The 24,676-nt window shown below is 42.2% G+C and carries 23 protein-coding genes and 3 pseudogenes; 22 read left to right on the forward strand and 4 right to left on the reverse strand.

What is annotated here, in order from left to right; translation table 11 throughout:
* Positions 1-532 precede the first annotated feature (532 nt).
* Positions 533-1,462 (reverse strand): DMT family transporter, encoded by a 930-nt coding sequence (locus ACXAD1_RS01410; protein WP_206845095.1) that lies wholly within the window; start codon positions 1,460-1,462, stop codon positions 533-535.
* 208 nt (positions 1,463-1,670) lie between these two features.
* Between ACXAD1_RS01410 and ACXAD1_RS01415 the strand changes: the two genes are divergently transcribed.
* The 4 genes from ACXAD1_RS01415 to ACXAD1_RS01430 all read left to right on the forward strand — a co-directional run bounded on the left by ACXAD1_RS01415 (position 1,671) and on the right by ACXAD1_RS01430 (position 3,834).
* A complete protein-coding gene (locus tag ACXAD1_RS01415) occupies positions 1,671-2,147 on the forward strand; it encodes an Lrp/AsnC family transcriptional regulator (RefSeq protein WP_474909229.1) in 477 nt (158 codons plus the stop codon).
* Positions 2,148-2,330: 183 nt separating this feature from the next.
* A complete protein-coding gene (locus tag ACXAD1_RS01420; protein WP_370223918.1) occupies positions 2,331-3,179 on the forward strand; it encodes a hypothetical protein in 849 nt (282 codons plus the stop codon).
* A 12-nt stretch (positions 3,180-3,191) separates the two neighbouring features.
* Entirely contained in the window at positions 3,192-3,515 is a 324-nt protein-coding gene (locus ACXAD1_RS01425) for a hypothetical protein (RefSeq protein WP_206845091.1), read from the forward strand.
* 118 nt (positions 3,516-3,633) lie between these two features.
* On the forward strand, positions 3,634-3,834 hold the full coding sequence (locus tag ACXAD1_RS01430) for a ChaB family protein (protein WP_206845090.1): 201 nt from the start codon (positions 3,634-3,636) through the stop codon (positions 3,832-3,834).
* A 47-nt stretch (positions 3,835-3,881) separates the two neighbouring features.
* On the opposite strand, the gene ACXAD1_RS01435 is transcribed toward ACXAD1_RS01430, so the two are convergent.
* Positions 3,882-4,352 (reverse strand): SRPBCC domain-containing protein, encoded by a 471-nt coding sequence (locus ACXAD1_RS01435; protein ID WP_370223917.1) that lies wholly within the window; start codon positions 4,350-4,352, stop codon positions 3,882-3,884.
* Between the two features lie 159 nt (positions 4,353-4,511).
* Between ACXAD1_RS01435 and ACXAD1_RS01440 the strand changes: the two genes are divergently transcribed.
* The 6 genes and pseudogenes from ACXAD1_RS01440 to ACXAD1_RS01465 all read left to right on the forward strand — a co-directional run bounded on the left by ACXAD1_RS01440 (position 4,512) and on the right by ACXAD1_RS01465 (position 9,638).
* Positions 4,512-4,712 (forward strand): hypothetical protein, encoded by a 201-nt coding sequence (locus ACXAD1_RS01440; RefSeq protein WP_474909230.1) that lies wholly within the window; start codon positions 4,512-4,514, stop codon positions 4,710-4,712.
* Positions 4,713-4,857: 145 nt separating this feature from the next.
* Positions 4,858-5,462, forward strand: a pseudogene (locus ACXAD1_RS01445) (TerD family protein).
* Between the two features lie 130 nt (positions 5,463-5,592).
* Positions 5,593-6,081, forward strand: coding sequence for an N-acetyltransferase family protein (locus ACXAD1_RS01450; protein WP_474911268.1), 489 nt, complete (start codon positions 5,593-5,595; stop codon positions 6,079-6,081).
* A gap of 303 nt (positions 6,082-6,384) precedes the next feature.
* Positions 6,385-7,917, forward strand: a complete 1,533-nt coding sequence (locus tag ACXAD1_RS01455) for a maltose/glucose-specific PTS transporter subunit IIC (RefSeq protein ID WP_206845083.1) — start codon at positions 6,385-6,387, stop codon at positions 7,915-7,917.
* A 24-nt stretch (positions 7,918-7,941) separates the two neighbouring features.
* Complete coding sequence (locus tag ACXAD1_RS01460; RefSeq protein WP_370223914.1) at positions 7,942-8,634, forward strand: N-acetylmannosamine-6-phosphate 2-epimerase; 693 nt, start codon at positions 7,942-7,944, stop codon at positions 8,632-8,634.
* 164 nt (positions 8,635-8,798) lie between these two features.
* Complete coding sequence (locus ACXAD1_RS01465; RefSeq protein WP_370223913.1) at positions 8,799-9,638, forward strand: MurR/RpiR family transcriptional regulator; 840 nt, start codon at positions 8,799-8,801, stop codon at positions 9,636-9,638.
* A gap of 58 nt (positions 9,639-9,696) precedes the next feature.
* Here the strand turns inward: ACXAD1_RS01465 and ACXAD1_RS01470 are convergent, their stop codons facing one another.
* Positions 9,697-10,044 (reverse strand): DMT family transporter, encoded by a 348-nt coding sequence (locus ACXAD1_RS01470; RefSeq protein WP_370223912.1) that lies wholly within the window; start codon positions 10,042-10,044, stop codon positions 9,697-9,699.
* Between the two features lies 1 nt (position 10,045).
* Positions 10,046-10,369: a DMT family transporter gene (locus ACXAD1_RS01475; protein ID WP_370223911.1), complete on the reverse strand. Its 324-nt coding sequence runs from the start codon at positions 10,367-10,369 to the stop codon at positions 10,046-10,048.
* A 173-nt stretch (positions 10,370-10,542) separates the two neighbouring features.
* Between ACXAD1_RS01475 and ACXAD1_RS01480 the strand changes: the two genes are divergently transcribed.
* The 12 genes and pseudogenes from ACXAD1_RS01480 (at position 10,543) to ACXAD1_RS01535 (ending at position 24,598) form a co-directional block, all read left to right on the forward strand.
* Positions 10,543-10,725 carry a hypothetical protein gene (locus ACXAD1_RS01480; RefSeq protein ID WP_474909231.1) on the forward strand — a complete coding sequence of 61 codons (183 nt, stop codon included), beginning with the start codon at positions 10,543-10,545 and terminating at the stop codon, positions 10,723-10,725.
* The gene (locus ACXAD1_RS01485; RefSeq protein ID WP_474909232.1) at positions 10,722-11,750 is read left to right on the forward strand and encodes an erythromycin esterase family protein; all 1,029 of its coding nucleotides are present in this window, start codon (positions 10,722-10,724) and stop codon (positions 11,748-11,750) included. The genes ACXAD1_RS01480 and ACXAD1_RS01485 overlap by 4 nt, the downstream gene beginning before the upstream one ends.
* 46 nt (positions 11,751-11,796) lie before the next feature.
* Positions 11,797-12,652 (forward strand): annotated as a pseudogene (locus ACXAD1_RS01490) (manganese catalase family protein).
* Positions 12,653-12,785: 133 nt separating this feature from the next.
* Positions 12,786-13,559: a TerC family protein gene (locus ACXAD1_RS01495; protein WP_206845076.1), complete on the forward strand. Its 774-nt coding sequence runs from the start codon at positions 12,786-12,788 to the stop codon at positions 13,557-13,559.
* A gap of 245 nt (positions 13,560-13,804) precedes the next feature.
* Positions 13,805-14,911, forward strand: a complete 1,107-nt coding sequence (locus ACXAD1_RS01500; protein WP_370223908.1) for a sugar ABC transporter substrate-binding protein — start codon at positions 13,805-13,807, stop codon at positions 14,909-14,911.
* Positions 14,912-14,995: 84 nt separating this feature from the next.
* Positions 14,996-16,516 (forward strand): ATP-binding cassette domain-containing protein, encoded by a 1,521-nt coding sequence (locus tag ACXAD1_RS01505; protein ID WP_474909233.1) that lies wholly within the window; start codon positions 14,996-14,998, stop codon positions 16,514-16,516.
* Between the two features lie 12 nt (positions 16,517-16,528).
* Positions 16,529-17,704, forward strand: a complete 1,176-nt coding sequence (locus ACXAD1_RS01510) for a sugar ABC transporter permease (RefSeq protein WP_370223906.1) — start codon at positions 16,529-16,531, stop codon at positions 17,702-17,704.
* A 210-nt stretch (positions 17,705-17,914) separates the two neighbouring features.
* Entirely contained in the window at positions 17,915-18,892 is a 978-nt protein-coding gene (locus tag ACXAD1_RS01515) for a sugar ABC transporter substrate-binding protein (protein WP_474909234.1), read from the forward strand.
* Positions 18,889-20,329, forward strand: a pseudogene (locus ACXAD1_RS01520) (sensor histidine kinase). Before ACXAD1_RS01515 ends, ACXAD1_RS01520 begins: the two are co-directional and overlap by 4 nt.
* Positions 20,326-21,867, forward strand: a complete 1,542-nt coding sequence (locus tag ACXAD1_RS01525; protein ID WP_474909235.1) for a response regulator — start codon at positions 20,326-20,328, stop codon at positions 21,865-21,867. Before ACXAD1_RS01520 ends, ACXAD1_RS01525 begins: the two are co-directional and overlap by 4 nt.
* A complete protein-coding gene (gene xylF / locus ACXAD1_RS01530) occupies positions 21,864-22,967 on the forward strand; it encodes a D-xylose ABC transporter substrate-binding protein (RefSeq protein ID WP_370223900.1) in 1,104 nt (367 codons plus the stop codon). The genes ACXAD1_RS01525 and xylF overlap by 4 nt, the downstream gene beginning before the upstream one ends.
* Before the next feature lie 386 nt (positions 22,968-23,353).
* Positions 23,354-24,598, forward strand: a complete 1,245-nt coding sequence (locus ACXAD1_RS01535) for an MFS transporter (protein ID WP_370223899.1) — start codon at positions 23,354-23,356, stop codon at positions 24,596-24,598.
* The last annotated feature ends 78 nt before the right edge of the window (positions 24,599-24,676 follow it).

Raw genomic sequence — 24,676 nt, forward strand, 5'->3', positions numbered from 1 at the left:
TGTGGCTTAACTGCTTCGAGCTCTATTTAAATAAGCTACCTAATTTATATGCTGCCTCCGTTTGAAATATGCAAAAAAAGGGGGGGTTAATGAAACCTTTTCTATGGAAATTCGTACCATTACTTATGAGGGGTGGAGATCTTGAAAACTCAAAATGATAAAAGTGCAGTAAGCCTGAAAAAATTTTTATATGGTATAGGCCTATTTATTTTCGGGGGATTGGCTTTAACAAATGTGACGGCGCCGCTGCCTTTAAAGGAATCAACCAAAGAATTTCTTTTGTTTATTTTTGGGTGTGTACTAATCTATTATTTTTTAGTAAGTGTCTACTTCATAGGCGGATTATGGAGGAAAGTTTTTTATGCGATGTTAATTTTGCTATGCGGGTTTAGTATATTAATGGTTTTTTATTTGATAACACATTCAATACCGCACTAATATTTAGAAGGGTGGAGATAAAGGGACAAGGGGACAGGTATTCTGTCCCCAACTTTCAGCTGGGACGAGGGACCTGTCCCTCTGTCCCGCTCTCTTATCTCTCCTTAACCGGCTCCCTTATGAACACTGTTGCGGGAATCCCCATTGTTGTTTTTCCAGGCCTGGTTTTAAGTGCCGAGAATAAGAAACACCCTGCAATGACAATGATGCTTCCGATGGCTTGTATCCAGTTCATAACCTCTCCTAAGAAGATAAAAGCTAAGATGGCTGTGAAAATTGGATTAAAGTTTAGGAACAGGCCGGAAGTGCTTGGTCCCAGCTGGTTGACCCCGATGTTCCAGAGCACCATGCATAGGACTGTTGAAATCAGACCCGTATACAGAATGGATAAAAGAAATGAAGTACTGACATCTGTAATGGTGAAATCAGCAGTGTTGAACGGCAAAAGCACGAGTAGGCCAAATATGCCTGAGTATAAGATGGACATCATAGGTGTAACGAAAGACATGGCCCATTTGCTGCAGACCGAATAAATTCCCCACATGCCCACCGCGGCCATCATAAAAAGGTCCCCGTTATTAAACTGCAGCGAAACCAGCATCTCCAGGCTTCCTTTTGAAAGGACCAGCAGTACGCCAAACAATGAAACGAACATGGACATGAACTGCAGTGTGTTTATTTTTTCTTTTAGAAAAATGAAAGAAAAGGCAGCAATGGAAAACATATTTAATGTAGAGATTAAGCCAACACTGGTGGCCGATGTTTTTTCCAGTGCCATGAATTGCAGTGCCTGAAACAAAGCTACTCCCGTGATGCCCATCAGCAATAATGGCAGGATGGCATTTTTGGGTGGCAGCAGCCGTTTCTCTTTATGCCATACAAGAGGAACAAGACAAATGATGGCGATGGCCCATCTTAAAATGGTTAAGGTAATAGGGGATCCGTGATCAACAAGCGTTTTTCCTACAATAAAATTTCCGCCCCAAAGAAAACTTGTTAATAGAAGGAGGAGGTAATATTTCACGTCATTTAGCTCCTTTTCAGAGCCATTGTGCACAATGACATTGTTTATATGAATAATTTTAACATTTTTTAAATCAAACAAAAGATAATTTTGTATAATGATATTAATTCGAAATAATTAAAAGTATATGAGATTATAAGTTTGTGATATTCAGTTTGAACATGTGATTTGATCAGTATTTGGAATAATTGAAAAGGGCTGATGGGTAGTGGAATCGATTGTAAGCAAGGTGTTAGATAACCTGGATATTAAAATATTGGATTTGCTCCAAAAGGACTCGCGGATTAGCAACCTGGAACTGTCGAAAAGGGTGAATCTGTCTGCTCCAGCTGTACACGCAAGGATTAAGCGTTTGGAAGCGGAAGGATATATCCAAAATCATGTGGCTATTCTAAGCCATGAGAAGCTGGGCTTTGATTTATTATGCTTCGTGTTCATGAGCACCAATATGCACCAGGCTGAAAAACTGGAATCTCTTGAAAAAACGCTGGAATCCATGAAGGAAGTTTTAGAGTGTCATTGTTTAACAGGGGAGTATGATTATCTATTGAAAGTTGCCTGCAAGGATCGCAAGGGGCTGGAGATGTTTATCAGGAAGCTGAATGAATTGGGAATTACGAAGATTCAGACCAGCCTGGCACTGAGGGAAATTAAGGATTCGACGGTGCTGCCGATCCAGGAGTAGGGTCTTTAACAAAAACTTGAAACCTTTTCCAAAAATAAGCGTAGAAAATAGGAACAAAGGTCAGGAGGGGTTAGTTTGACAAAAAAGCTCGCTCAGCTCGAAACACGTTATTATGTGCTTTTTGGCGCTGTAATTGGTTCTGTGATCGGTTTAGTGGCTTATGTGAAAGATTGGATCTAATCTATGAAAATCATTGATACCATTCCGTTTTTTATGCGCAGCTATCAGCCTTCGGTAGATTTCTTAAGAAGCTACTATGATAAATATCCTGAAGTATTTATGGAGTATTTTGCCTATCATTGTAACGACTCCGAAGAAAGGCACCGGCAATCGATTGCAAAGTATTTGCTGCCTGCAATTGATGCCGTTCATGGAAAGATTATTCCTGTAATCGAAGAAGTGGCTGATAAGTATTCAGCCGGGTATCAGGTTTCATTTCCGATTGAAATTAATCTGATCGTGGGCGGATTTGGTTCGAATGCCTTTACACATCGGATGATCATCCCTAATATTACCTTTGCTTTAGAGAAGTTGTCGCCAGAAACCGATCATCTAAAAGCTATAGTTGCGCATGAGTTTGGACATGCCTGCCACAATATTATTTCAAATGAATCGGGGATGGACTGGGCAAAAATAAGGTGGGCAAACCCTCTTACCTGGCTGTATCAGGAAGGGACGGCTACCCATTTTTCCAGAATGACGGAATCCGGTTTAAGCCGGTCTGTCTATTTTTCCTTCGATAATGAAGGTGGTGGTTGGCTGGAATTCGCAGTATCCAACCATCATGATATCAAGCTGAAATTTGCTGAAGATTATGCTTCAAAAACAGCAGATGCGATATTTCTTGAATGGTTTTCTATCCGCGGCGGTGAAAGATTTGGGTATAGCCGATTGGGATATTATTTGGGGGATTTGTTTTTTCAAAGTCTTGTTGAACGGATGGGAGAAAGACATGCCATTACTGCCTGGAAGAGACCTGACTTTATTGACACTGCAGAAAATTGGCTGAATGGCAAGGGTATTGTGAAATGATGAGGTGGAAGTATGAGTGATTATAAAGATCAAGCAAATGCAGGCTATACGCTGTTTAAACCAACAGGTGTACGCCATGAATTTTCTTTTGTCGATTTAGTGAAACAACAAGTGACGGGAACTGTTCTTTACAAGGATAAGATACATATGACCGTTGTTGTTGACGTAAAGGCAGGTACAGTACAAGTTCAAGGAGACACTGCCGATTTAGGGGATTTAGCCATTAGCAGAGAGTCTTACATTGATATGTTCAAAGAACAGGCAAAGTTTTTCATTGATAACCATATTTCCAATCCCCAGGAGTATTATGATGAACTGATTAATCTTCCCGAGTAGTTGGATGACAGGCGGCTGAGTAGCTATATCTGTACATGAGGTATTCCTGAGACTATGTTTAAAACACTTATAATCAGGAAAAATACATATAAGAACATGTGCAGGGGAGGAAGCAAAAATGCCATATGATAAACTAAGCGATCTGCCTGATTCCGTCAAAGATAATCTTCCGCACCACGCACAGGAAATCTTTAAGGAAGCGTTTAATTCTGCAAGCGAAGAGTATGACGAGGAAGAAACGGCCTTTAAGGTTGCCTGGAGTGCAGTGAAGAAGAAATATGAGAAGAATGATGATGATAAATGGGTGAAGAAGGAATAGTAAATAGGCTTTTACAGTAAAAGGTGTCCTGTTCCAGGACACCTTTTTTATTCATCATCATCCACTTCATTCTCCACATATCTCTTCAAGTTCTGGTATTGTTCTTCAAACACAAATTTAGCTGTCCATCCTAAAAGTTTGGTTGTCAGCTTATAGAAGAAGTTGCTTGGAACAAGGCTTGCTTCCACAATCAGACGCGTTCCGTTATGTTCTCTTGATAAGTGATACTTTGAAATGCTTAATCCTTCTTTGGAATGAGAGTGCATAACAACTTTATGGGGAGCTTCATATTCAATCAATTCGGAATCAATTTTGATGATTTTTTTATCCAGTTTCTGAACGGCGACAAACTTGGTGCCAGGCTCTGGGACCGGATTATTTTCCTCATTGTCGTAAATGTTTTCGATAAGCATTGTATTCCAGAGCTTTATTTTTTCATCATCATCCACGTATTTGAAAACCAAATCAATCGGGGCATGGATAACATCTTCATATCTGTATACCAGTATTTCTTTCATCTTAAAATCCTCTTTCTTTCTAGTTATTCAAAGTCATCATAATAGTTTTTTCGGTAGAACCTGCCTGTTATTACACTCATAAATGTATCATTTAATTTATTTTAATTTTCTGAAACCTAACGAGCCATCTTTCGTATATAAAAATAAGGGGTGATGGAAATGTCAGGGTTCATTATAATTGGGTTACTTTTTATTATCATGATCGCTATTGGTGGTTCCAGACCATCCAATCGTTCTTATGCCAGCGGGAAAAATCATACTTCCTATCACCATACTGGAGACTATAGCAGTTCGCATAACTGTGATAGTTTAGAAGGCGGCTTTGGAGGAGATGGCGGAGGCTGCGGTGGAGGGGACTGATTCTAATTCTCTTAGTCCAGCAATTTATGTTAAATTCCATAAAACCAGAACCCGTCATTCATGGCGGGTTATTATTTTACTCTTAACTGTTTGCGCATACGAGATATGCTAGACTGAAAGAAACAAAATGGAAGGAAGTATCCAAATGAGTGTAACATTATTAAAGGGGCAAAAGACCGATTTAACGAAGAAGCACCCTGACCTTCAGGAGGTTACGGTTGGACTTGGCTGGGATATATCAGGGACCGATTTTGACCTCGATGCGAGTGTGTTCCTGCTTGGAGGAAGTGGAAAAGTGAAATCAGAAGGGGATTTTGTTTTTTACAACAATCCGATTGCCGGTGAAGGCAGTGTTCTTTACCATGGAGACAGCCGGATTGGAAGTGATCACGGCGATAGTGAACAGATTGAGGTCCGCCTTTCTAAAGTTCCTCCCCATGTGGAAAGGCTCAGTTTTACTGTGACGATTAACGATGCCGAGCAAAAGGGACAGCATTTCGGGCAATTAAATAAAGCCTATATCACATCCTGAACCGAGTTACCGGTGAAGAAATCCTTCGATTTGATCTGGGAAAAGATTTTACTGCTGAAACAGCGATTGTGGCAGCAGATCTTTACCGGCATAACGGGGAGTGGAAGTTCAATCCGGTTGCAAGAGGATTCCATGGCGAGCTGTTCGGTAAAAAGTTAAACAGAGGGATTTTTACAGGCCGGAAACAACACAAATTTTCCTGCTCCAGCTTAAAATGAATACATAGCCATAGGTTTCGATTTGGATAATAATGCCCCTGGTCAGGGGGCATTTTTGATCAAAAGTACAGGATTGCAGTTTATTGGGCTAACAGGACAGGTAAGTCAGATTCGCGAAAGGAAGTTAATAATGAATAGTGTCATGATAAGAAGACCATTAGAAGAGGATGTAAAAGATCTAAACAATTTCTTTAGATTGGTTGTAACCGATACGTTTCACAAAGAAGGTATTGGAGATTTGCTGAAAGACATGGAAGAAGAAATTAAAGCCAAGAAAAGCTGTCTGAATAGTGATATGAAAAGCGGCGGTAAAGAACGGTATTTTTTAATTGCTTTACATGGAGAAAAAATCATTGGATCAATAGAATACGGTCCAGCTAGTGACCTAATAAAAAAATGTACAGATCAGGCACTTAAAGATCTTTATGAAGTGGGCACAGTATTCGTGCATCCTGACTATCAGAAAAAAGGCATAGGCAATCAATTAGTGGCAGCAATTTATTTGACCTTAAGGAATAAAGGAATAGAAGAATTCTGCTTAGATTCAGGATATAAACATTCACAAAAGGTCTGGAGAAAAAAGTTTGGGGAACCTGATTATTTGTTAAAGGATTATTGAGGAGAAGGGGCTCATCATATGATTTGGCGAATCAAGGTTAATTCTATTTTATAATCTTGCTGAATGAAGATTTAACCGTAAATAATCAACCCCATTTTATATTTTCTTTTACTGTCCTCCAAATTTCGAATTATGTTTTTAGGCAATTTAGCAATTGAACGTATTTTCAGCGTTGACGGCAGAATGATGAAAAGGATTGAAAACGGTTTCAATCTCATTGAACTGCTGAAGCTGTGAATATATGATACGGATAGAAGGTTAAAGCAGAAAAGCTTCTCATCAAGGTAAAGGGGGTCAGTATCAATGAAAAAAGCTTTTGAAAAGGCACAGCAATTTGGTAAATCGTTTATGCTGCCAATAGCCGTTTTGCCGGCAGCAGGTTTATTATTAGGAATTGGCGGAGCGCTGTCTAACCCGAATACGGTTTCAGCTTATCCATTTTTAGATATCAGCTGGCTGCAGGCCATTTTTACGATCATGAGTGCGGCGGGTTCAATCGTATTTGCCAACTTGCCGATCATATTTGCGGTAGGGGTAGCGATTGGTTTAGCACGTTCAGATAAAGCAACGGCTGGTTTAGCAGCCATGATCGGTTATTTTGTTATGAACAGTACCATCAGTGCGCTGCTTTCATTAACCGGAGACCTGGCCAAGGATAACCTTGCAGGAGCCGGTCAAGGGCTGGCTGTCGGGATTCAGACTTTAGAAACAGGTGTATTTGGCGGAATTATCGTCGGGATTGCAGCAGCTGCCCTGCATAATAAATACAATAAAATTCAGCTGCCTCAAGTGTTAGGATTCTTTGGGGGATCTCGTTTTATTCCTATAGTCGTTTCATTTGCTTCGATTTTTGTAGGAGCGATTCTATTTGTGATATGGCCATATTTCCAGGCATTAATCAATGGGCTTGGATCAGTGGTTACAGGCACAGGGGAAATCGGAACCCTTTTCTATGGATTTATTCTGCGTATGCTTGGACCGCTTGGCCTGCACCATATTTTCTACCTTCCTTTCTGGCAAACTGCTCTTGGCGGAACACTGGAGATTGGCGGAAAATTAGTCAGCGGTACACAAAATATCTTTTTTGCGCAATTGGGTGACCCATCGACTGAACAATATTACGAAGGGGTATCCAGATTCATGTCAGGCCGTTTTATTACAATGATGTTTGGCCTGCCGGGAGCTGCATTGGCCATCTACCATTGCTCTAAAAAGAAAAACAGAAAAGTGGTAGCAGGTATTTTGCTTTCAGCAGCGTTAACATCATTCCTGACCGGTATCACAGAACCGCTTGAATTTAGCTTCTTATTCGTGGCACCTCTTCTTTATTTAGTGCATGCTATTTTCGATGGTTTTGCTTTTATGATGGCAGACATTTTCAATATTACTGTTGGGCAAACCTTCTCAGGCGGATTTATTGATTTCATCTTATTTGGAATTCTTCAAGGTGCCGATAAAACAAATTGGCCATATGTATTGATGGTAGGTATTCCATGGTTCTTCCTTTACTACTTTACGTTTAAATTCTTAATCAGAAAAAAGAACTTCAAAGTTCTTGGACGTGAAGACGAAGAACAGGCAGCAGAGCAAGTTTCAGCTACAGACCGTGCCAAAACAATTGTAGAAGGATTGGGCGGAACAAATAATATTGAAATTGTTGATTGCTGTGCGACTCGTCTCCGGGTAACTGTTAAAGATGATTCCCTCGTAAAAGATGATGTCATTAAACAGACTGGATCAAAAGGAATTGTGAAAAAAGGAACGGGTGTTCAAATTATTTATGGACCTCAAGTCACCATTGTTAAAAACGAAGTAGAAGAGTATTTAGGTCAGTAATAAATAATAAGGACGTGTTTTTAAATGCATCAAGTGCTGGAACAGATCAAAAATGGACTAATCGTATCCTGTCAGGCTTTAGAAGGAGAACCGCTTCATAGTCCATTCATTATGGGGCGCATGGCATTGGCTGCAAAGGAGGGAGGAGCTTCTGGCATTCGGGCAAACTCCGTTCCTGATATTAGGGAAATTAAAGAACTAGTCGATCTTCCTGTTATCGGTATCATCAAACAGGTATACAAGGATCATCCTGTCTTTATTACACCAACCATGAAAGAAATCGATGCCTTAGCTGAGACGGGAGCCGAAATCATTGCAACAGATGCAACTAATCGGATCCGGCCGGATGGCAGTGATTTAGAATCGTTTTATCAGGAAGTAAGATCGAAGTATCCACAGATTTTGCTGATGGCAGATGTTTCTTCAGTGGAGGAAGCCGTTTTTGCCGACAAGCTGGGATTTGATATAGTGGCACCAACATTATACGGATATACAGAAGAAACAAAAGGATTGAAAATTGATGATCATGACTACGCTGTGATCAAACAGATCGTCAAAGATGTGAAGCATGCAAAGGTAATAGCTGAAGGAAATGTTTCAACCCCGGAAATTGCACGCTCTGTGCTGAATATTCATGTTCACTCAGTTGTGGTGGGCGGTGCAATTACAAGACCGCAGATCATTACGAAAAGATTTGTAGACGCTATGCAAAAATAAAGAATAGCTGAAAATAGCTCAGGCTGCCGACTGGGCTGTTTTCAGCTTTTTGCTTTTGTTCGGCAAGATAAGGGGGATTTCATAGTTTTTAGCAAATGATCTAAAAATAAGGATAGTATCTTGTATAATGTACCTAGGGACTATCTAATAGAGGAGAAAAGAGTATGGAATATCTCGGTGAGAATCTTCTGCATGGCATAGCCTGCACCATGGAAAAATTCACAAGCTCTGAGTCGGACTTGGCAAAGTATATAATCGAAAATCCGGATGAAATCAGCCAATTGTCGATTAGTCAAATTGCCAAAAAAATTCATATTTCCCCAGCTACAATCACCCGTTTTTGTCAGAAAATCTCTTTTTCAGGTTTTAATGAATTTAAGCATGAATTAAAAAGATATATTGATTTAAGGAACAAACCGACTATATCCAGTGATATCAAGGAGATTGATTATTTTTCCAATCTCTATCAGAATCATTTGGAGATTATCGAAACGACTTTTCGGAAAATGACTTATTTAGATATTCAGCAAGCCGTTTCACTTTTAACTGATGCAAAAAAAGTGCATGTATACGGCATCGGCAACTCAGGAATTGCAGCACAGGAGTTCAAATGGAAGTTTTTCAGGATTGGTATCCAGGTTGAGTCTATTACAGACCCTCATCAGGCGGTGATGGATGCTGCGTTAAGCTCTGGCGGCAGTCTTGTCCTAGGCATTTCAGTTTCAGGGAAAACAAAAGAAGTCATTGATGCTGTTAAGATTGCCAAGCAACAAGGGGCATCAGTTCTTGCCATAACAAGTGATAAAACATCTGAACTTTCCCAGTTAGCAGATTTATCCCTTCTGGTTATGAGTAAAAGCAGTATGCATATGGGGCAGAACATTTCTCCAACACTCCCTCTGTTTCTGCTATTTGATTTATTGTACACAGAACTTGTTGCAAAGGATTATATCAACCGTGTTCAGATTAGGGATAAGACGCTGAGGGCTTTAAAAGATATTTAATAAAGGGAGTATGGATCTGCTCAATCTCTTCCCTGCATGAGGGAACAAAAAAAGAGCCCTAGCGTGAAGGCTCTTTTACCGTTTCTGCACTGCTGTCAGAATTCAATACGACTATTCCTCCAATAATCAAAATGATTCCGAGTATCTTGAGGCTGCTAAATGCTTCTCCCCATATAATGGACCCAATCAACGCTGTTAACGCTGTTCCTGCACCTGACCAAATGGCATAAGCCAGACTTAATGGAACCGTTTTAAGACATAATGATAAGCAATAAAATGAAAGTGTATAGCCAAACAAGACTCCCGAAGTTGGCAGCGGCACAGTAAATCCATCCGACAGCTTGAGCATGGTGGTGGCAAAAATCTCTCCTGCGATTGAGACTGTTAAATAAAAATATCCCCTCATATTAATGGCCTCCACCGCTATTCAATAAAATGCCTCCTCCAACTATTAAAGCCAGTCCCAGAAATTTTTTGCCATTTACATTTTCTTTATAGATGGTGACTCCGACTAAGGCTGTCAGCACAGTCCCGAGGCCAGCCCAAATCGCATAGGCTACGCCGAGAGGCAGCGTTTTTAACGATAAAGATAGCGCATAAAAAGCGACACCGTATCCAATGATTACACCAATGGATGGCAGGAGCTTTTTAAATCCGTCTGCTGCTTTAAGCAAGGAGCTGCCAAACACTTCACTTACAATGGCTAATGCTAAAAGTAAATAGGCATTCATAAAGTCTCCCCGTTTCTTCTCCGAATGGATTCAGTTTATTTTACCTTTTCGAAGGTTCCTTTTGCCAAGTATATGAATAAAAGAATAAATGAAACCAATTTATTTCCAATTCGTAAACATAGATATATTCTTAATAGGGGAATTTCCCCCGGCATTATGATGGAGGCCTTGTTATGAATTACATAACACAAAAAACAAAATTACTTTGGATAGATCAGATAGCCAGCAAGAGCTGTGAAATATCTGATCCATCTGATTTCGCCTGTATGGATCCATATGTTGAGGGGAAAAGGATTGTACTGCTGGGAGAGAGGACCATGGAGTCGGTGACTTTTACACAGCCAAAATCAATATGATTAAGTATTTGCATAGTGTCCATGGATTTAATGTAGTTATTCTCGAGAGCGGTCTGCTTGAAGCGGTATTTTGCAGAAGAACATTGAATGGCCTGCCTGCCAGGGAACAAATCCAGCACGGACTGCTGGATATTTATCATAATGAAGAAATGCTTCCTTTATTTCAGGAAACATGGGCCAATGAGATGCATCTCGCTGGAATGGATATTCAGCCTGCATACCCGCTGATCTCGCAAAACATGCTGGAATGGCTCAAGATTCATACAGAGGAAGAACTATATGCTTCCATTCATCAGGCAGAAACAGTATTTTTCAACATTGATAAGGAGATAGGGGGACAAACGAAAATACCTAAGAAGATTAAAGCAAAGATACAAATGTGTATGGATCTATATCATTCAAGTCTGGAACTTTTTGAGTACAGATTGGAAGAAGCCGATTGGAAAAAAGAAAAGATCTTTCACATTATTAGGAAGGGACTCGAAAATCGGCTGAAGTGGCTGGAAATCAATACAAAAAGCTGGATTTCTTCCGGCGTCATGCGGGGAACGTATATGTTCAGAAACCTGCAATGGTTATTAGAAGAGTATTACAATGGAGAAAAGGTCATTGTATGGGCTCATAATTTTCATATTAGAAAAAGCAAAACCGTGGCCTCTAAGCTGTTTGGTATCACGAATGTCGGGCAGCTGCTTACAAAATGCTATGGGGATCAGGTATATTCCATAGGTTTTTATGCTGGAGAGGGTGAGTTTGCCTCCTTGCTTCGAGTGAACTTTCCTATTGTTGTATCTAAAAGGCAGTTGGAAAGTTTGTTTATGGATGCCTGTGGACATGACAGTTTTGTACCTTTATGTGAAAAGGGGCTTCCTAAACGGAACTGGCTGAATCGGAGATGGCGGCTCCTCGAAGCCGGCATGATGGGGCTGCTGCCCATTGCCATCTATCCGCAAGAGCACTATGACGGTATCATGTTTTGCAGAAAGGTTAAGCCGCCTGTTTATTTTATGAATAGCCTGCCTTAGGCCAGGCATTCTAATTAAGAATGCTGGAATAAGGAGATTGATGAACATGTACTTTTATAAAGAAGATTTAATTAATATGATAGTACCTGATAAACCGGATCCTCATGCGGCGAGAGTGCTGCAGGAGGCATTGCGGACAGTTTGGCGAAATGAGGACGCTGATGCAGTTTTCATTCCAGAGCGCAAATTTCAGAGGAAAAGCGAAGCAATATCGTGATCTGATCAGAGGTGTGTTTTTGGAAGAGCTAAGCCATGTCGAACTCGTTCAAACTACGATTAATCAGCTCCTGAATGAAGCGGGAGGGAATATGCCCGGCAATCAGGCTGCAGATGGAGCTCCATTGGATGATGTGATCCAGGGTGGAGCGAATCCGCATCATTTCATTATGGGGGCAAAGGCATCTCTTCCTGTCGATGCTGGCGGCAACCCGTGGAACGGCTCATGGGTATATGACCATGGCAACCTGGTGGCCAACCTCCTGAATAATGTGGTTCTTGAATCGACGGGTGTTCTCCAGAAATCAAGAATTTACGAGATGAGCAGCAATAAGACGCTAAGAGAGACGATTGCCTTCCTGATTGTCCGGGATAATGCCCATCAAAATGCTTTTGCAAAAGCACTGGAAACGCTAGGAGTGAATTGGGGCAAAATATTCCCGATTCCTAATTACGATTTAAATAAATACCCTGAATGCCGAAAATATGTGGAAATGGGCTTCCACAATGCCCAGTTTAATTTCAGGCTTGATGATACCCGGATCGGTGAAGTTTTTCAGGGGACCACTCCAAGCAGAAATGGCGGAGACCTTGCCGTGGTAGAACCGCCAAAAGGCTATCCTGTTCCTGAAATGCCTGATATGCCAAATGAGCATGCGCCGGGGCTTTTTGATTTAAATAATTAGTTTTTTCTTCTGGTGTCCTGAATATAGGACGCCATTTGTTTATATATTTTTAAGGTTTCCTCCAGCATTTTTGGGGAATCTATAGTTATCGAATCAATGAAGAACATTTTTGTTCCTGAAAGGAGTGTCGCGGATGGAGTCTATTTGGCTCGAGTATGCCTGGGCATTATTGATATTAATTGGACTGGAAGGATTGCTGTCGGCTGACAATGCTCTTGTCTTAGCAGTCATAGCGAAGCATTTACCGGAAGATCAGAAGAAAAGGGCGATAAATTACGGAATAATTATGGCTTTCGTTTTCCGGTTTGGTGCGCTATTTGCCATATCATTTATTGCAAACGTCTGGCAGATCCAGGCGATTGGGGCTGCCTATCTATTGTACCTTGGCTTAAAACATGTGATTAAGGCTAAGTTCGGGAAAGAAAATGAAAATATTCGTGAGGATGTGAAGGAAGAAGCAGCAGGGAAAGGATTTTGGCCTACTGTGGGGAAGATTGCATTAGCCGATCTTGCCTTTGCCATCGATTCGATTCTTGCTGCTGTGGCGCTGGCACTTGGTCTGCCGGATTCACCGCTTGATGATTTCGGCGGCATGGATGGCGGCCAGTTTATTGTAGTGGTGCTTGGCGGGATTGCCGGACTGATTCTGATTAAGTTTGCTGCAACCTGGTTTGTGAAGCTCCTTGCCAAACGCCCGGCATTGGAAACAACAGCTTATGCGATTGTTGCCTGGGTGGGTGTCAAACTTGCTGTTATCACACTTGCCCATGAGGATATCGGTGTCCTTGACCATCATTTTCCTCATAGTACAGGATGGACACTGGTCTTTTATGGCGTATTGGTGGCCATTGCTCTGTTTGGCTGGTTTGCGCCGGGTAAAAAGCAAACTGAGGGTGAAGCTTTATAAAGAGATTTGCGTTGATCTTTGGATTAACGCATTTTTTTATGGGCAGCTTTTGCAGGCTGTCTTTTTTAATTGAGAAAATAATAAAATGCTGAAGCAAAAGTAGAGATTTGAGATTGGATTAAGTATAAAAAATTACAGGTGATATTAAAAGAGTGCTAGTGATAACGCTTTCACGGACTGGTAATAAAGTTATAATTTTTCCTGTAGGCAGGTAATTTTTATCCATTATAAAGGGGGAAAAAGAAATGAAAAGAAAGTGGAAAGTCATTTCTCTTATGCTGATGATGTTTGCGTTTATTGCAGCAGGATGCAGCCAGGGCACTGGCGGCAGCAGCAGTGAAGTGAGTGTCGGAATCGTTTTGCCAACGAAAGATGAGCCTAGATGGGTTCAGGATGAGCAAAGATTTAAAGATGCGTTAAAAGGAACGGAATATACAACTGAGATTTTGTTTAGCCAGGGCTCTTCGGCTAAGGAAAAAGAAAATGTAGAAACATTGCTGAACAAAGGGATTGATGTGCTGATTATCTGTCCGCAAGATGGAGATGCAGCTGCTGCAGCGGTGGAGGCTGCAAAGAAAGATGGCGTAAAAGTCATTTCCTATGACCGTTTAATTACCAATACAGATGCTATTGATTACTACGTAACATTTGACAGCCTTGCGGTAGGAGCTGCACAGGCGCAATATTTAGTTGACAACGCAAAGGGCAAGGACGTGCCTCTGTACCTGTACGCCGGAGCTGCTTCTGATAATAATGCCTTCTTGTTCTTCCAGGGAGCATGGAGTGTGCTACAGCCTAAAATTGCAGATGGGACATTCAAGATTGCTAACTCAAGCGAAGCTGAAGCTTTGAAAGATACAGCTGATCTGTCCCGTGATCAGCTAAGCAAAATTATTGGACAGGTGACAACGAACTGGGATCCGAACGAAGCGAAGAACAAAGCACAAACGCATTTGACAGCAGCTTCTGATGATATGAAAGGCGATGTGGCCATTCTTGCTCCGAACGACGGAACTGCCCGTTCCATTGCAGATGTCTTTGGAACTGACAGCGCAGTATCCAGCTATCTTGTAACAGGCCAGGATGCAGAGAAAGCTTCCATTCAGTATGTTATTGATGAAAAGCAATCCATGACAGTATTCAAGGATGTTCGTACTCTCGTTAAAGATGCAATGGGTATGGCGATTGATATCCTTGAAGACAAGGACCCTGAGACAACCGGATCTTACGATAACGGCAAGGTTGAAGTTAAAGCAAAGCAAACAGATGTAATCGTTGTCGACAAAGATAACGTGAAAAAAGAACTGATTGATTCTGAATACTATAAAGCTGATGAATTTACAGGACTTTAATCAATAAAGGACGAGAAATAGTGATAGATGCGTCTATCACTATTTCTCCTTCTGATTAGCTGTATGGCTAAGGGGGGAGTTATAATGAGCGAAAGTATTTTGGAAATGCACGGGATTTCCAAGGAATTTACAGGTGTCAAAGCGCTCAGCAATGTCAATTTCAAGGTGGAAAAAGGTGAGATCCACTGCTTGATCGGTGAAAACGGAGCGGGTAAATCCACTCTGATGAAGGTACTCAGTGGCGTGTATCCTTATGGCACCTACCAGGGGGATATTGTATTTGAGGGCAGTGTGCAGCAATTCAACAAGATCAGTGACAGTGTAAAAGCAGGAATCGTCATTATATACCAGGAGCTTGCATTGTTTCCTGATCTCACAGTCTATGAAAATATATTTGCGGGCAATGAAATGAGGCAAGGCGGAATCGTCGATTGGAACCGGACTATTGCTGAAGCTAAAAAAATGCTGGATAAGGTTAAGCTCGATGTGAACCCTGAAACACTCGTAAAAGATCTGAGCGTTGGAAAACAGCAATTAGTCGAAATTGCCAAAGCTTTAAGCAAGGATGTGAAACTGCTTATCCTGGATGAGCCGACTGCAGCACTTAATGAGGATGACAGCGAAAATCTGCTGAATCTGTTAGATGAGCTGAAAGAGCAGGGAATTACGTGCATCATGATCTCCCATAAGCTGAAAGAAGTCATCTTGATTGCAGATAAGGCTACGGTGCTTCGTGACGGCCAAACCATTTGTACTCTGGACGCAGCAAAAGGCGAAATCTCTGAAAATGTCATTATTAAAAACATGGTTGGCAGGGAAATTGAAGATATTTATCCGAAGAGGATGAACAAAACATTTGGCGATCCTGTACTTGAGCTCCGCAGCTGGTCTGCGTATGCTGTGCATTTGGGCAGGCAGGTTGTAAAAGATGTTAATTTTCATGTTAAGAAAGGAGAAATTGTCGGGATTGCGGGCTTGATGGGGTCAGGCAGGACAGAACTTGCCCTGAGTATTTTCGGAAATCCAAAATCTTATAAATTACAAGGCGAACTATTGGTGGATGGCGTTCCAAAAACGCTGAAGCATCCGAATGACGCCATCAGGTCAGGGATTGCGTACGTAACGGAAGACCGAAAAGGGGACGGCCTGTTTTTAATACAGGATATTAAAAACAACATTTCTGCAGCAAACCTCAAACGGGTTGCTGTAAATGGAGTGATTAATGATAACGAAGAAGTGAAGGAAACAACGGAATATAAAAAGTCCATGTATATCAAAGCATCCTCCCTTGAACAGATTGTCGGCAATTTGAGCGGGGGGAACCAGCAAAAAGTGTCCCTGGGCAAATGGTTATTTGTCGGGCCAAAATTGCTGATCCTGGACGAGCCGACGCGGGGCATTGATGTTGGGGCAAAATTCGAAATTTATACGATAATGAATCAATTGATTGAGGAAGGCATGAGCATCATTATGATTTCTTCAGAACTGGGTGAAGTCCTTGGGATGAGCGATCGTGTCTATGTAATGGCGGAAGGCCAAATGAAAGGCGAGCTGTCGATTGAAGAAGCAAGTCAGGAAAGTATTATGCAGCTTGCTACGCAATAGGAGGTAAAATATATGGAATTTTTAAACGAAGCGAAATCGCTATTTAAGGATAATATCCGTGACTACGGCATGTACATTGCCTTATTCGTTATTATGCTCACCTTCACCATTATGACTGACGGGCTGTTTATGTCTTCACGAAATATAAGTAATTTGCTTGATTCAACGGGGTACATCGCTGTCCTGGCAGTGGGGATGACTCTGGTTATCGTGATTCGCCATATCGACCTCTCAGTCGGGTTTGTTGCCGGCTTTTTGGGAGCCATTGCTGCGATTCTCCTGACGGGAATGGGAGTGCCTTTTTATATCACCATTCCGATTATCCTCGTGCTGGGTATTTTTGTCGGATTATTCAATGGCCTGCTAGTTGCAAAGTTCGGCATCCCCTCCTTTGTAGCTACTCTAGCAGGAATGCTGATCTTTAGAGGTGCACTTCTTCAGGTAACAGAGAAAACAGGGACCATTATCATCAAGGATGACGGATTTAACGCAATCGGAAACGGATTCATTCCTTCGATTATGCAAGTGAATGGACTGCATCTCCTTACACTGATTCTCGGTGTACTGGCCATATTGCTGTATGTATACAGTGAAATTACCACGCGGAAAAACAAGATGAACTATCAATTCGAGGTAGTGTCAAAAGGGATTTTTATTATTAAATTAGTTTTTATTTCTGCTATCATTTCCTATATTACCTGGATCCTGGCAGGCTACAACGGGTTTTCCTGGACGGTTGTCATTATGCTTTTAGTGGTTGTCATCTATCACTTCCTGACAACGAAAACCGTGCTTGGAAGACATATATATGCTGTCGGAAGCAATCCGGAAGCGGCACATTTGAGCGGAATCAATGTAAATAAAATTACGTATATAGTATTCGGTTCAATGGGGATGCTGGCAGCCCTTTCCGGCATATTATTCACCTCGCGCCTTCAGTCAGCGACCACTACAGCTGGGACATTATTTGAACTCGATGCCATTGCAGCTGCTTATGTAGGCGGGGTTTCTTCTGCAGGGGGCGTGGGCAAAATCACTGGTGCCATTATCGGTGCAGTAGTCATGGCCTCTTTATCAAGCGGCATGAATCTGCTCGGTGTGGGGGTTTCCCTCCAGTATATGATCCGCGGAGGCGTATTGGCGGGTGCTGTGATCTTTGATGTCATGACCCGTAAGAAGAGAGGATAGATTACCAGTTTCCTGGATTAGCAGTTTTGAAATGGGCATCCGGCAAGAGGGTGCCCTTATGATGAAGATAGGCAGCATTCCTTAAATCACCGATTATCCTCCTGCTAACAACAGACAATCCTCTCTCTTTCTAACTCTTCTATAAGCCGTAAAAAGGTGATATGATTAAAATTATTTAACTATTCATACTTAGGAAACGGAGATACAGCCTTGCGTAAAACGGGTATTTTTGTATTTTGTCTTACATGTATCGTCCTTGGCTATTTTACATTTACGCTATCAAAGAAAGCGTTTACATCCGAGTGGGATCTCCCAGCTGGATCAGATGGCCAGGAAGTGAAATATCGCCTGGTCCTGATAACGCAGGAATTAGAAACCCCCTTCTGGGATAAGGCAGGTATTGCTGCGCAGGAACAAGCACGGAAGGATGGGGCAAGCCTGGAAGTCTGGGGAAGCTATGGGAAGAATCAAGAGGAATTTTTAAAAAAATTGGAGGTAGCCATTCAATCAAAAGTGGACGGCATCATTGTTCAGGGTCTGGACACACAGGAATTCAAAGATTTAGCAAAGATTAAGGCTGCTTTTTATGGAATCCCAATTATTACAATTGCCAATGACGTGCCCAAATCTGAAAGCTTGAGAAAAACGTACGTCGGCTCGGATCAATATCTGGCAGGGCGGTTAATTGCAGAACAGCTTCTTGACGATATGGGCCATGAGGGAAAAGTTATTCTCATGGGCGACAAGCATAAAGAGTTTTATCAGCAGCAGCGACTCGATGGCATTCATGAAGTACTGAAGGATTATCCAAATATCCAGACAGTCTATGCGGAAACAACTGATGTTAGGGAGGAAATTATCGCTGCCACTCAGAATATGCTGAATCAAAACCCGGATGCTGACAGTTTCATAGCTATCAAGGCGAATATAGCCGGAGCGATGATTCAGGAAATTGGCAGGCGATCACAGGTAAAACCTTATTATATCTATTCTTTTGACGATGGTCCGGATTCAATATCTCTGCTTACTCAGGGAAAACTTGATGGAATCATTGAACAATCTCCTGAGAAAATGGGAAGCCTCAGTGTAGAGCTGATTTTAAAATGGCTTAGGGATGAAGAAGTGCCGCTGAAATCTGATGGCTATCTTACCGATATCAGGATATTAAAGGCGATGGAAAAGCAATGAACAAGATTCATAAGAAAATCTGGACACTCACTACTGTCATTCTATTAATTATGGCAGCCATATGGATCACACTTACCTATTATAATCAGAAAACTCAGAATCAATATAACGACATCCTTCAGCGGTATCTTCGGATGAATGAGGTTACAAGGACAAGCCAGCAGATGATTGCAGACTTGAATAACTACTTTATTACTCCTATACCGGAAAATCTGGAGAAATTGAACAATAGCAAGGAAAAAATGATAAAGGTTAAAAGGGATGTTTCATATCTTCGAAATTCAGAAAATGATTTTGCACTGACAAATTATATGAATCTGATTGATAGCCTGGTTGAGACGACGGACCGCTCCCTTCTTTTCTTTAATGAAAAGGAAACAGAGGATTCTGCGAAAGAATTCTCGGAAGCGACGCGCATCTCCATGTATATCTCCGAGATGACGCTGACGCTGATCGATAGTGAACTGAATACCTATGAACGGTTTTACCGGGGGATCATTGAACAGTCCGAAGAAATCAAAAAACTGGGGATTTGGCTGATGCTGATGATCACCTGCCTCTTAATGTTCTTGACCTATGGATTTTCCTTAAGCATTACGAAGCCTGTACAGAAGCTGACCAAGGCAGCAAATGATTTATCAAGGGGGAGATTTCATTTGCCGATAAAGGTTGATTCGAATGATGAAATTGCTTTTCTTGCCCAGACCTTTGACCGGATGCGGATTAATATCAATAACCTGATTTCAGAAATCCAGCATAAGGCACAGCTGGAGCATGAGCTGCAGGAAAGCAAGTTATTGCTGAAGGAAAGCCAGCTCTTGAACCTGCAAAGCCAGATTAACCCTCATTTTTTATTTAACACATTAAATACCCTTTCCAAGAAAGCCTATCTGGAAGGTTCTCATGAAACCAGTGACCTTCTAGTAAGTGTTGCCGGCCTGCTGCGCTATAACTTAAAAAGGCTTGATAGGCCTGTAACACTTAGAGAAGAAGTGATGGTCCTGCAGCAATACATGGATATCCAAAAAGCCAGATTTACAGATCGCCTGCATTTGAAAATGTCAATAGATGAAACGTGTCTGAATGTGGACATTCCGGGTCTTACGCTTGCAGCCGATCATCGAGAATGCCGTCAACTATGCAGTGGAGCCAAGAGAAGATGGCGGGATCATCTGGTTTCGCATTCAGGATGGAAATGACTGTGTGATTATAGAAGTGGAAGACAACGGTCCAGGTATTGAGGAATTTAAAATTAAACAGATTCTTCAAGGGCAATTCATTCAGAAAGATGGAAATTCAACAGGCATCGGGTTTACCAATGTTGTCAGGCGTTTGCGTCTTTTTTACGGCTATGAAGATGTCATGAACATTGAGAGCAGTGCTGCCGGCACAAAAGTAGTGGTGACAATACCGAAAGATAGGAGGGGGGCAGCATGACAAAACTCCTGATCGTGGATGATGAACAAATTGAACGGGAAGGGCTGGAAGTGATTCTGCAGAAAGCCTTTCCTGGTGTTGAAATCAGCCAGGCGAAAAATGGGAAAATGGCCGTTCAAGCGGCTAAAGAGTTTAACCCTGATTTAATCCTGATGGACATTCAAATGCCAGGGCTGAATGGCCTGGAAGCTATTAAGCTAATCAGTGAGGCTGATCCGCATATTAAATTTATTATGATTACAGCATTCGATACATTCGATTATGCACGGCAGGCCATAAAGCTAGGGGTCAAGGATTATTTACTGAAGCCAAGCAAGATCACGGAAATAGAAGCAACAATTGGGAAGGTGCTTGAACAGATTGAGGAAGAGCGGAGGTTCCGTGAAATGACGAAACTTCAGCAGGATGCACTGCAAAAGGCTCTTCCTGTCATTGAGACCGATGTCGTGACACAGCTGCTGTTCGATCATGTCCATGAAGTTCATCTGGATATGCTGGTTGAAATGCTCGATATTCGCTCAACAGATGAACAGTTCGTCATGAGCATCCTGCTTCCTGATGGACAAGAACACCTCTATACCTCAGTCAAAGAGAAAGTCAGGCAAGCAGGCAGTGCATGGGTAGGTGCACTATATGGCCGCCAGCTTCCCATCATCGTTTTTCGGGAAAAGCAGCATTCATTCCGTTCACAGGCTATATCTATAGCCGGCGAAATTCTTTCCCTTGCAAAAAAAGGCTCATCAGAAGGCTGGTTCGTCGGGATTGGAAACGCTTGCGGTTCGCTGCAATCCATCCGTCAATCTTATCAGGAATCTCTTATAGCCACCCTGGATTCAACTCTCCCCGTTAAATACCGATTTTATTCCGATGTGCCAGTGCTTAGCGCAGGGGAAGATTTACAGCTGACCAAAGAGCGGGAAAAGCAGTTTTTCGATCAAGTCAGGCTTGGCAAGTGGAAGCAAATCAGGTTGCGTGTAATGGAGATGATTCAGCGGTGTGAAACGGAAAGGGCCGGGGTGATTCAAGCGCAGCAGCGGGTGCTGCAGCTGCTTTGGATTGCTTCACGTGTAATGAGTGAGATTGGGGTAGAAGCCCCTGCGCCATTTTTTGCGTATTCAGCCCAGGATTTCCGGCAGCTGCGTACTGAATCGGTACAAATGCTAAATCAAATGAAGAAATCGTATATGGAGCATTACGCCAGGCTGGAAGCTGATACTATTCACCAGCTGAAACAATATATAACGGAACATTCCCATGAAGATATTTCCCTTGAAGCATTGGGAAGGAAAGTGGGGTTAAGCCCAATCTATATCAGTAAAATGTTTAAGGAGAAACTAGGGATAAACTATATCGACTTCCTGACTGAATGCCGTATTGAAAAAGCAAAGAAGCTGATGGCGGATCACGGAAAAAGTCTGAAAGAAATTACCTTTGAGGTGGGCTATCATGAACCGAACTATTTCAGCAAGGTTTTCAAAAAGATGTGCGGCCAGTCGCCGACGGATTTCCGCAAAACCCTTCTGGGCAAAAAGGATTGATGGAAGGAAAAGGGGCAAGACAGATGGATAGAATTCAAATGAAGCTGATTCTGGCTGCGCTGATTCTGGTTTGCCTCCTGTCAGCCTGCCAAACGAATACAGTATTCGAAAAAAATCCCGGGAAACCAATTCCTGCTGCCGGCGAAGCGGAAGGAGAAGAGGGTGGGGAGAACCCCATTAAGATCGGCTTTTCAATGGATACTTTATTGGAAGAGCGCTGGCTGAAGGATAGAGATCTGTTCAAAGAGGCTGTCGAAGAGCTTGGAGCCGAAGTGAAGATCATGGCTGCGAATGGGGATGATGCGGTTCAAATATCTCAGGCAGAAACATTGATAAAACAAAGAGTTGACCTTCTGGTTGTCGTTCCCCATAATGCTGAAGCCACCGCTTCGATCGTCAAAAAGGCACATGAGGCAGGCATTAAGGTCATCTCATATGACCGGCTTGTGAAAAATGCTGATATCGACTTATACATATCCTTTGATAATGAAAAGGTTGGCGAGCTGCAGGCAAGGGCTATCACCAAACTGGTTCCTAAAGGGAAGTATGTGTATATTGGCGGAGCCATCACTGACCATAACGCCCATTTATTCAAACGAGGAGTCTTTAACGTGCTTCAGCCTTTAATTGAAAAAGGAGATATACAGATTGTATATGATCAGTGGTCCAGAGATTGGACGCCGGCGAATGCATTTGTGAATATGGAAGAGGCTCTTAAAGCTAATCAAAATCAAATTGATGCCGTAATCGCAGCAAATGATGCAACCGCAGGCGGCGCCATCCAGGCACTGGCAGTGCAAGGGCTGGCAGGGAAAATCCCTGTAGCCGGGCAGGATGCCGAGCTTGCCGCTGCCCAGCGGATCATCAGAGGCACGCAGACGATGACGGTATACAAACCTATCGGCACGCTCACTAAAGAAGCTGCTGAACTAGCGGTCAGAATGGCAAAAGGAGAACAGATAGAAGCGAACCGAAAAATTAACAATGGCAAAATAGAGGTGCCTTCCGTCCTTCTTTCGCCAATTGCTGTCGATAAACACAATATGGATCGTACCATTATTGCAGATGGATTTCATTCCAGAGAAGAAGTTTATAAGTAGGGACGAGAGAGATACACACTACCTCCCGCCGCCTGGGACATGGAATCTGTCCCTATGTCCCTATTGCATGAACGGGTCTGCACTGGTATGATAAATGTAATTATAATGAAATGGAGGTTTTCCTTTTGACTGCATCAATGAGACTAAGAAACCCGCTTTTCAAGCGTTAATTGAATACGTTTGAAAGCTCTGCCTATGTTCAGAGCAACGGGATTGGTCTGTCTATTTAAGGAAACCTAAATTTAACGGTTATTTTTAAAGAGGGGATGAATTTCGCCTCTTTTTTGCTGTCTATAGATATAGAATGTACAGAGCGGATTGATCAACTGAATATAGGCAAAGCTTGTTTTTATAATTAATTAAATATAGAAATGAGTGATTAGACAATGAGTACAGTAAATCCTAATCTGCAGGAGAATTGGCTAAAGAATATTATTCTCTTTTTAAGCAGTCAGACGATCTCGCTTTTTGGATCGTCCCTCGTTCAATATGCGATTATGTGGCATATTACGTTAACGACAGAATCCGGTTTGATGATGACGCTCTACATTATTTGCGGGTTTATTCCAACCTTCTTTTTATCACCGGTTGCCGGTGTTTGGGCAGACCGGTACAATCGGAAAATGCTGATTATTTTAGCGGATGGTCTTATCGCATTTTCAACGCTGATTCTCGCTATCCTCTTTTTAATGGGATATGAATCCATCTGGCTGCTGTTTGTCATGGCGGCGATTCGTGCCCTTGGAACAGGGGTTCAGACTCCTGCCGTCGGAGCGATTCTGCCGCAGATAGTCCCTAAGGATAAGCTCACAAAGGTAAATGGAGCAAACGGGAGCATACAAGCGGTTATTATGTTTGTCTCGCCAATGGTCAGCGCCGCGCTGCTGGCAATGGCATCACTTGAAGTCATCTTCTTCATCGATGTCATCACAGCAGCGATTGCCATTTTTACACTGATGACATTTGTCAAAATCGCTGTGCACGAAAAAGCAGCAGCCAAACAGACAACGAGCTACTTCAGTGACTTTAAACAAGGGCTGCAATATGTAAACAGTACTCCTTTCCTGAAGAAATTCTTCCTGTTCTTTGCAGTTTTCTTTGTGCTGATGGCCCCTGCGGCCTTTTTGACGCCCCTGCAGGTTACCCGCACCTTTGGCGGGGATGTGTGGAAGCTGACAGCGATTGAAATTGCTTTTTCAGTCGGTATGATGGCTGGGGGAGGAATCATTGCTTCCTGGGGAGGATATCCAAATAAAATTAAAACCATGACCCTTGCCAGTCTCATCATGGGGATTTGTACCCTGGCTCTTGGCATCGTACCGGTTTTCTGGATCTATTTAGTGTTCATGGCGTTATTCGGGGTTGCCATGCCAATATTCAATACACCGACGACAGTATTGCTGCAGGAAAAAATTGAAGAGAATTATTTAGGCAGAGTGTTTGGTGTCATGGGAATGATCTCCACCTCCATGATGCCGATTGGCATGCTGATATTTGGCCCAATCGCAGACATTATTGCCATCGAATGGCTTCTTGTGGGAACTGGGGCATTCATTATTCTATTAGCGGTCATTTTAGGCCGTGATCAGGTGCTTCTGGAAGCGGGGAAGCCTGCGCTGAGTGAATCGTAAAAACCCTTCTAATTAAATTAAGAGAAACAAAACAGCAGTTAAGGTAAAGCCCAATTCGCAAATTGAATTGGGCTTTTG

The organism is Cytobacillus sp. ABV4_503, from assembly GCF_056158445.1.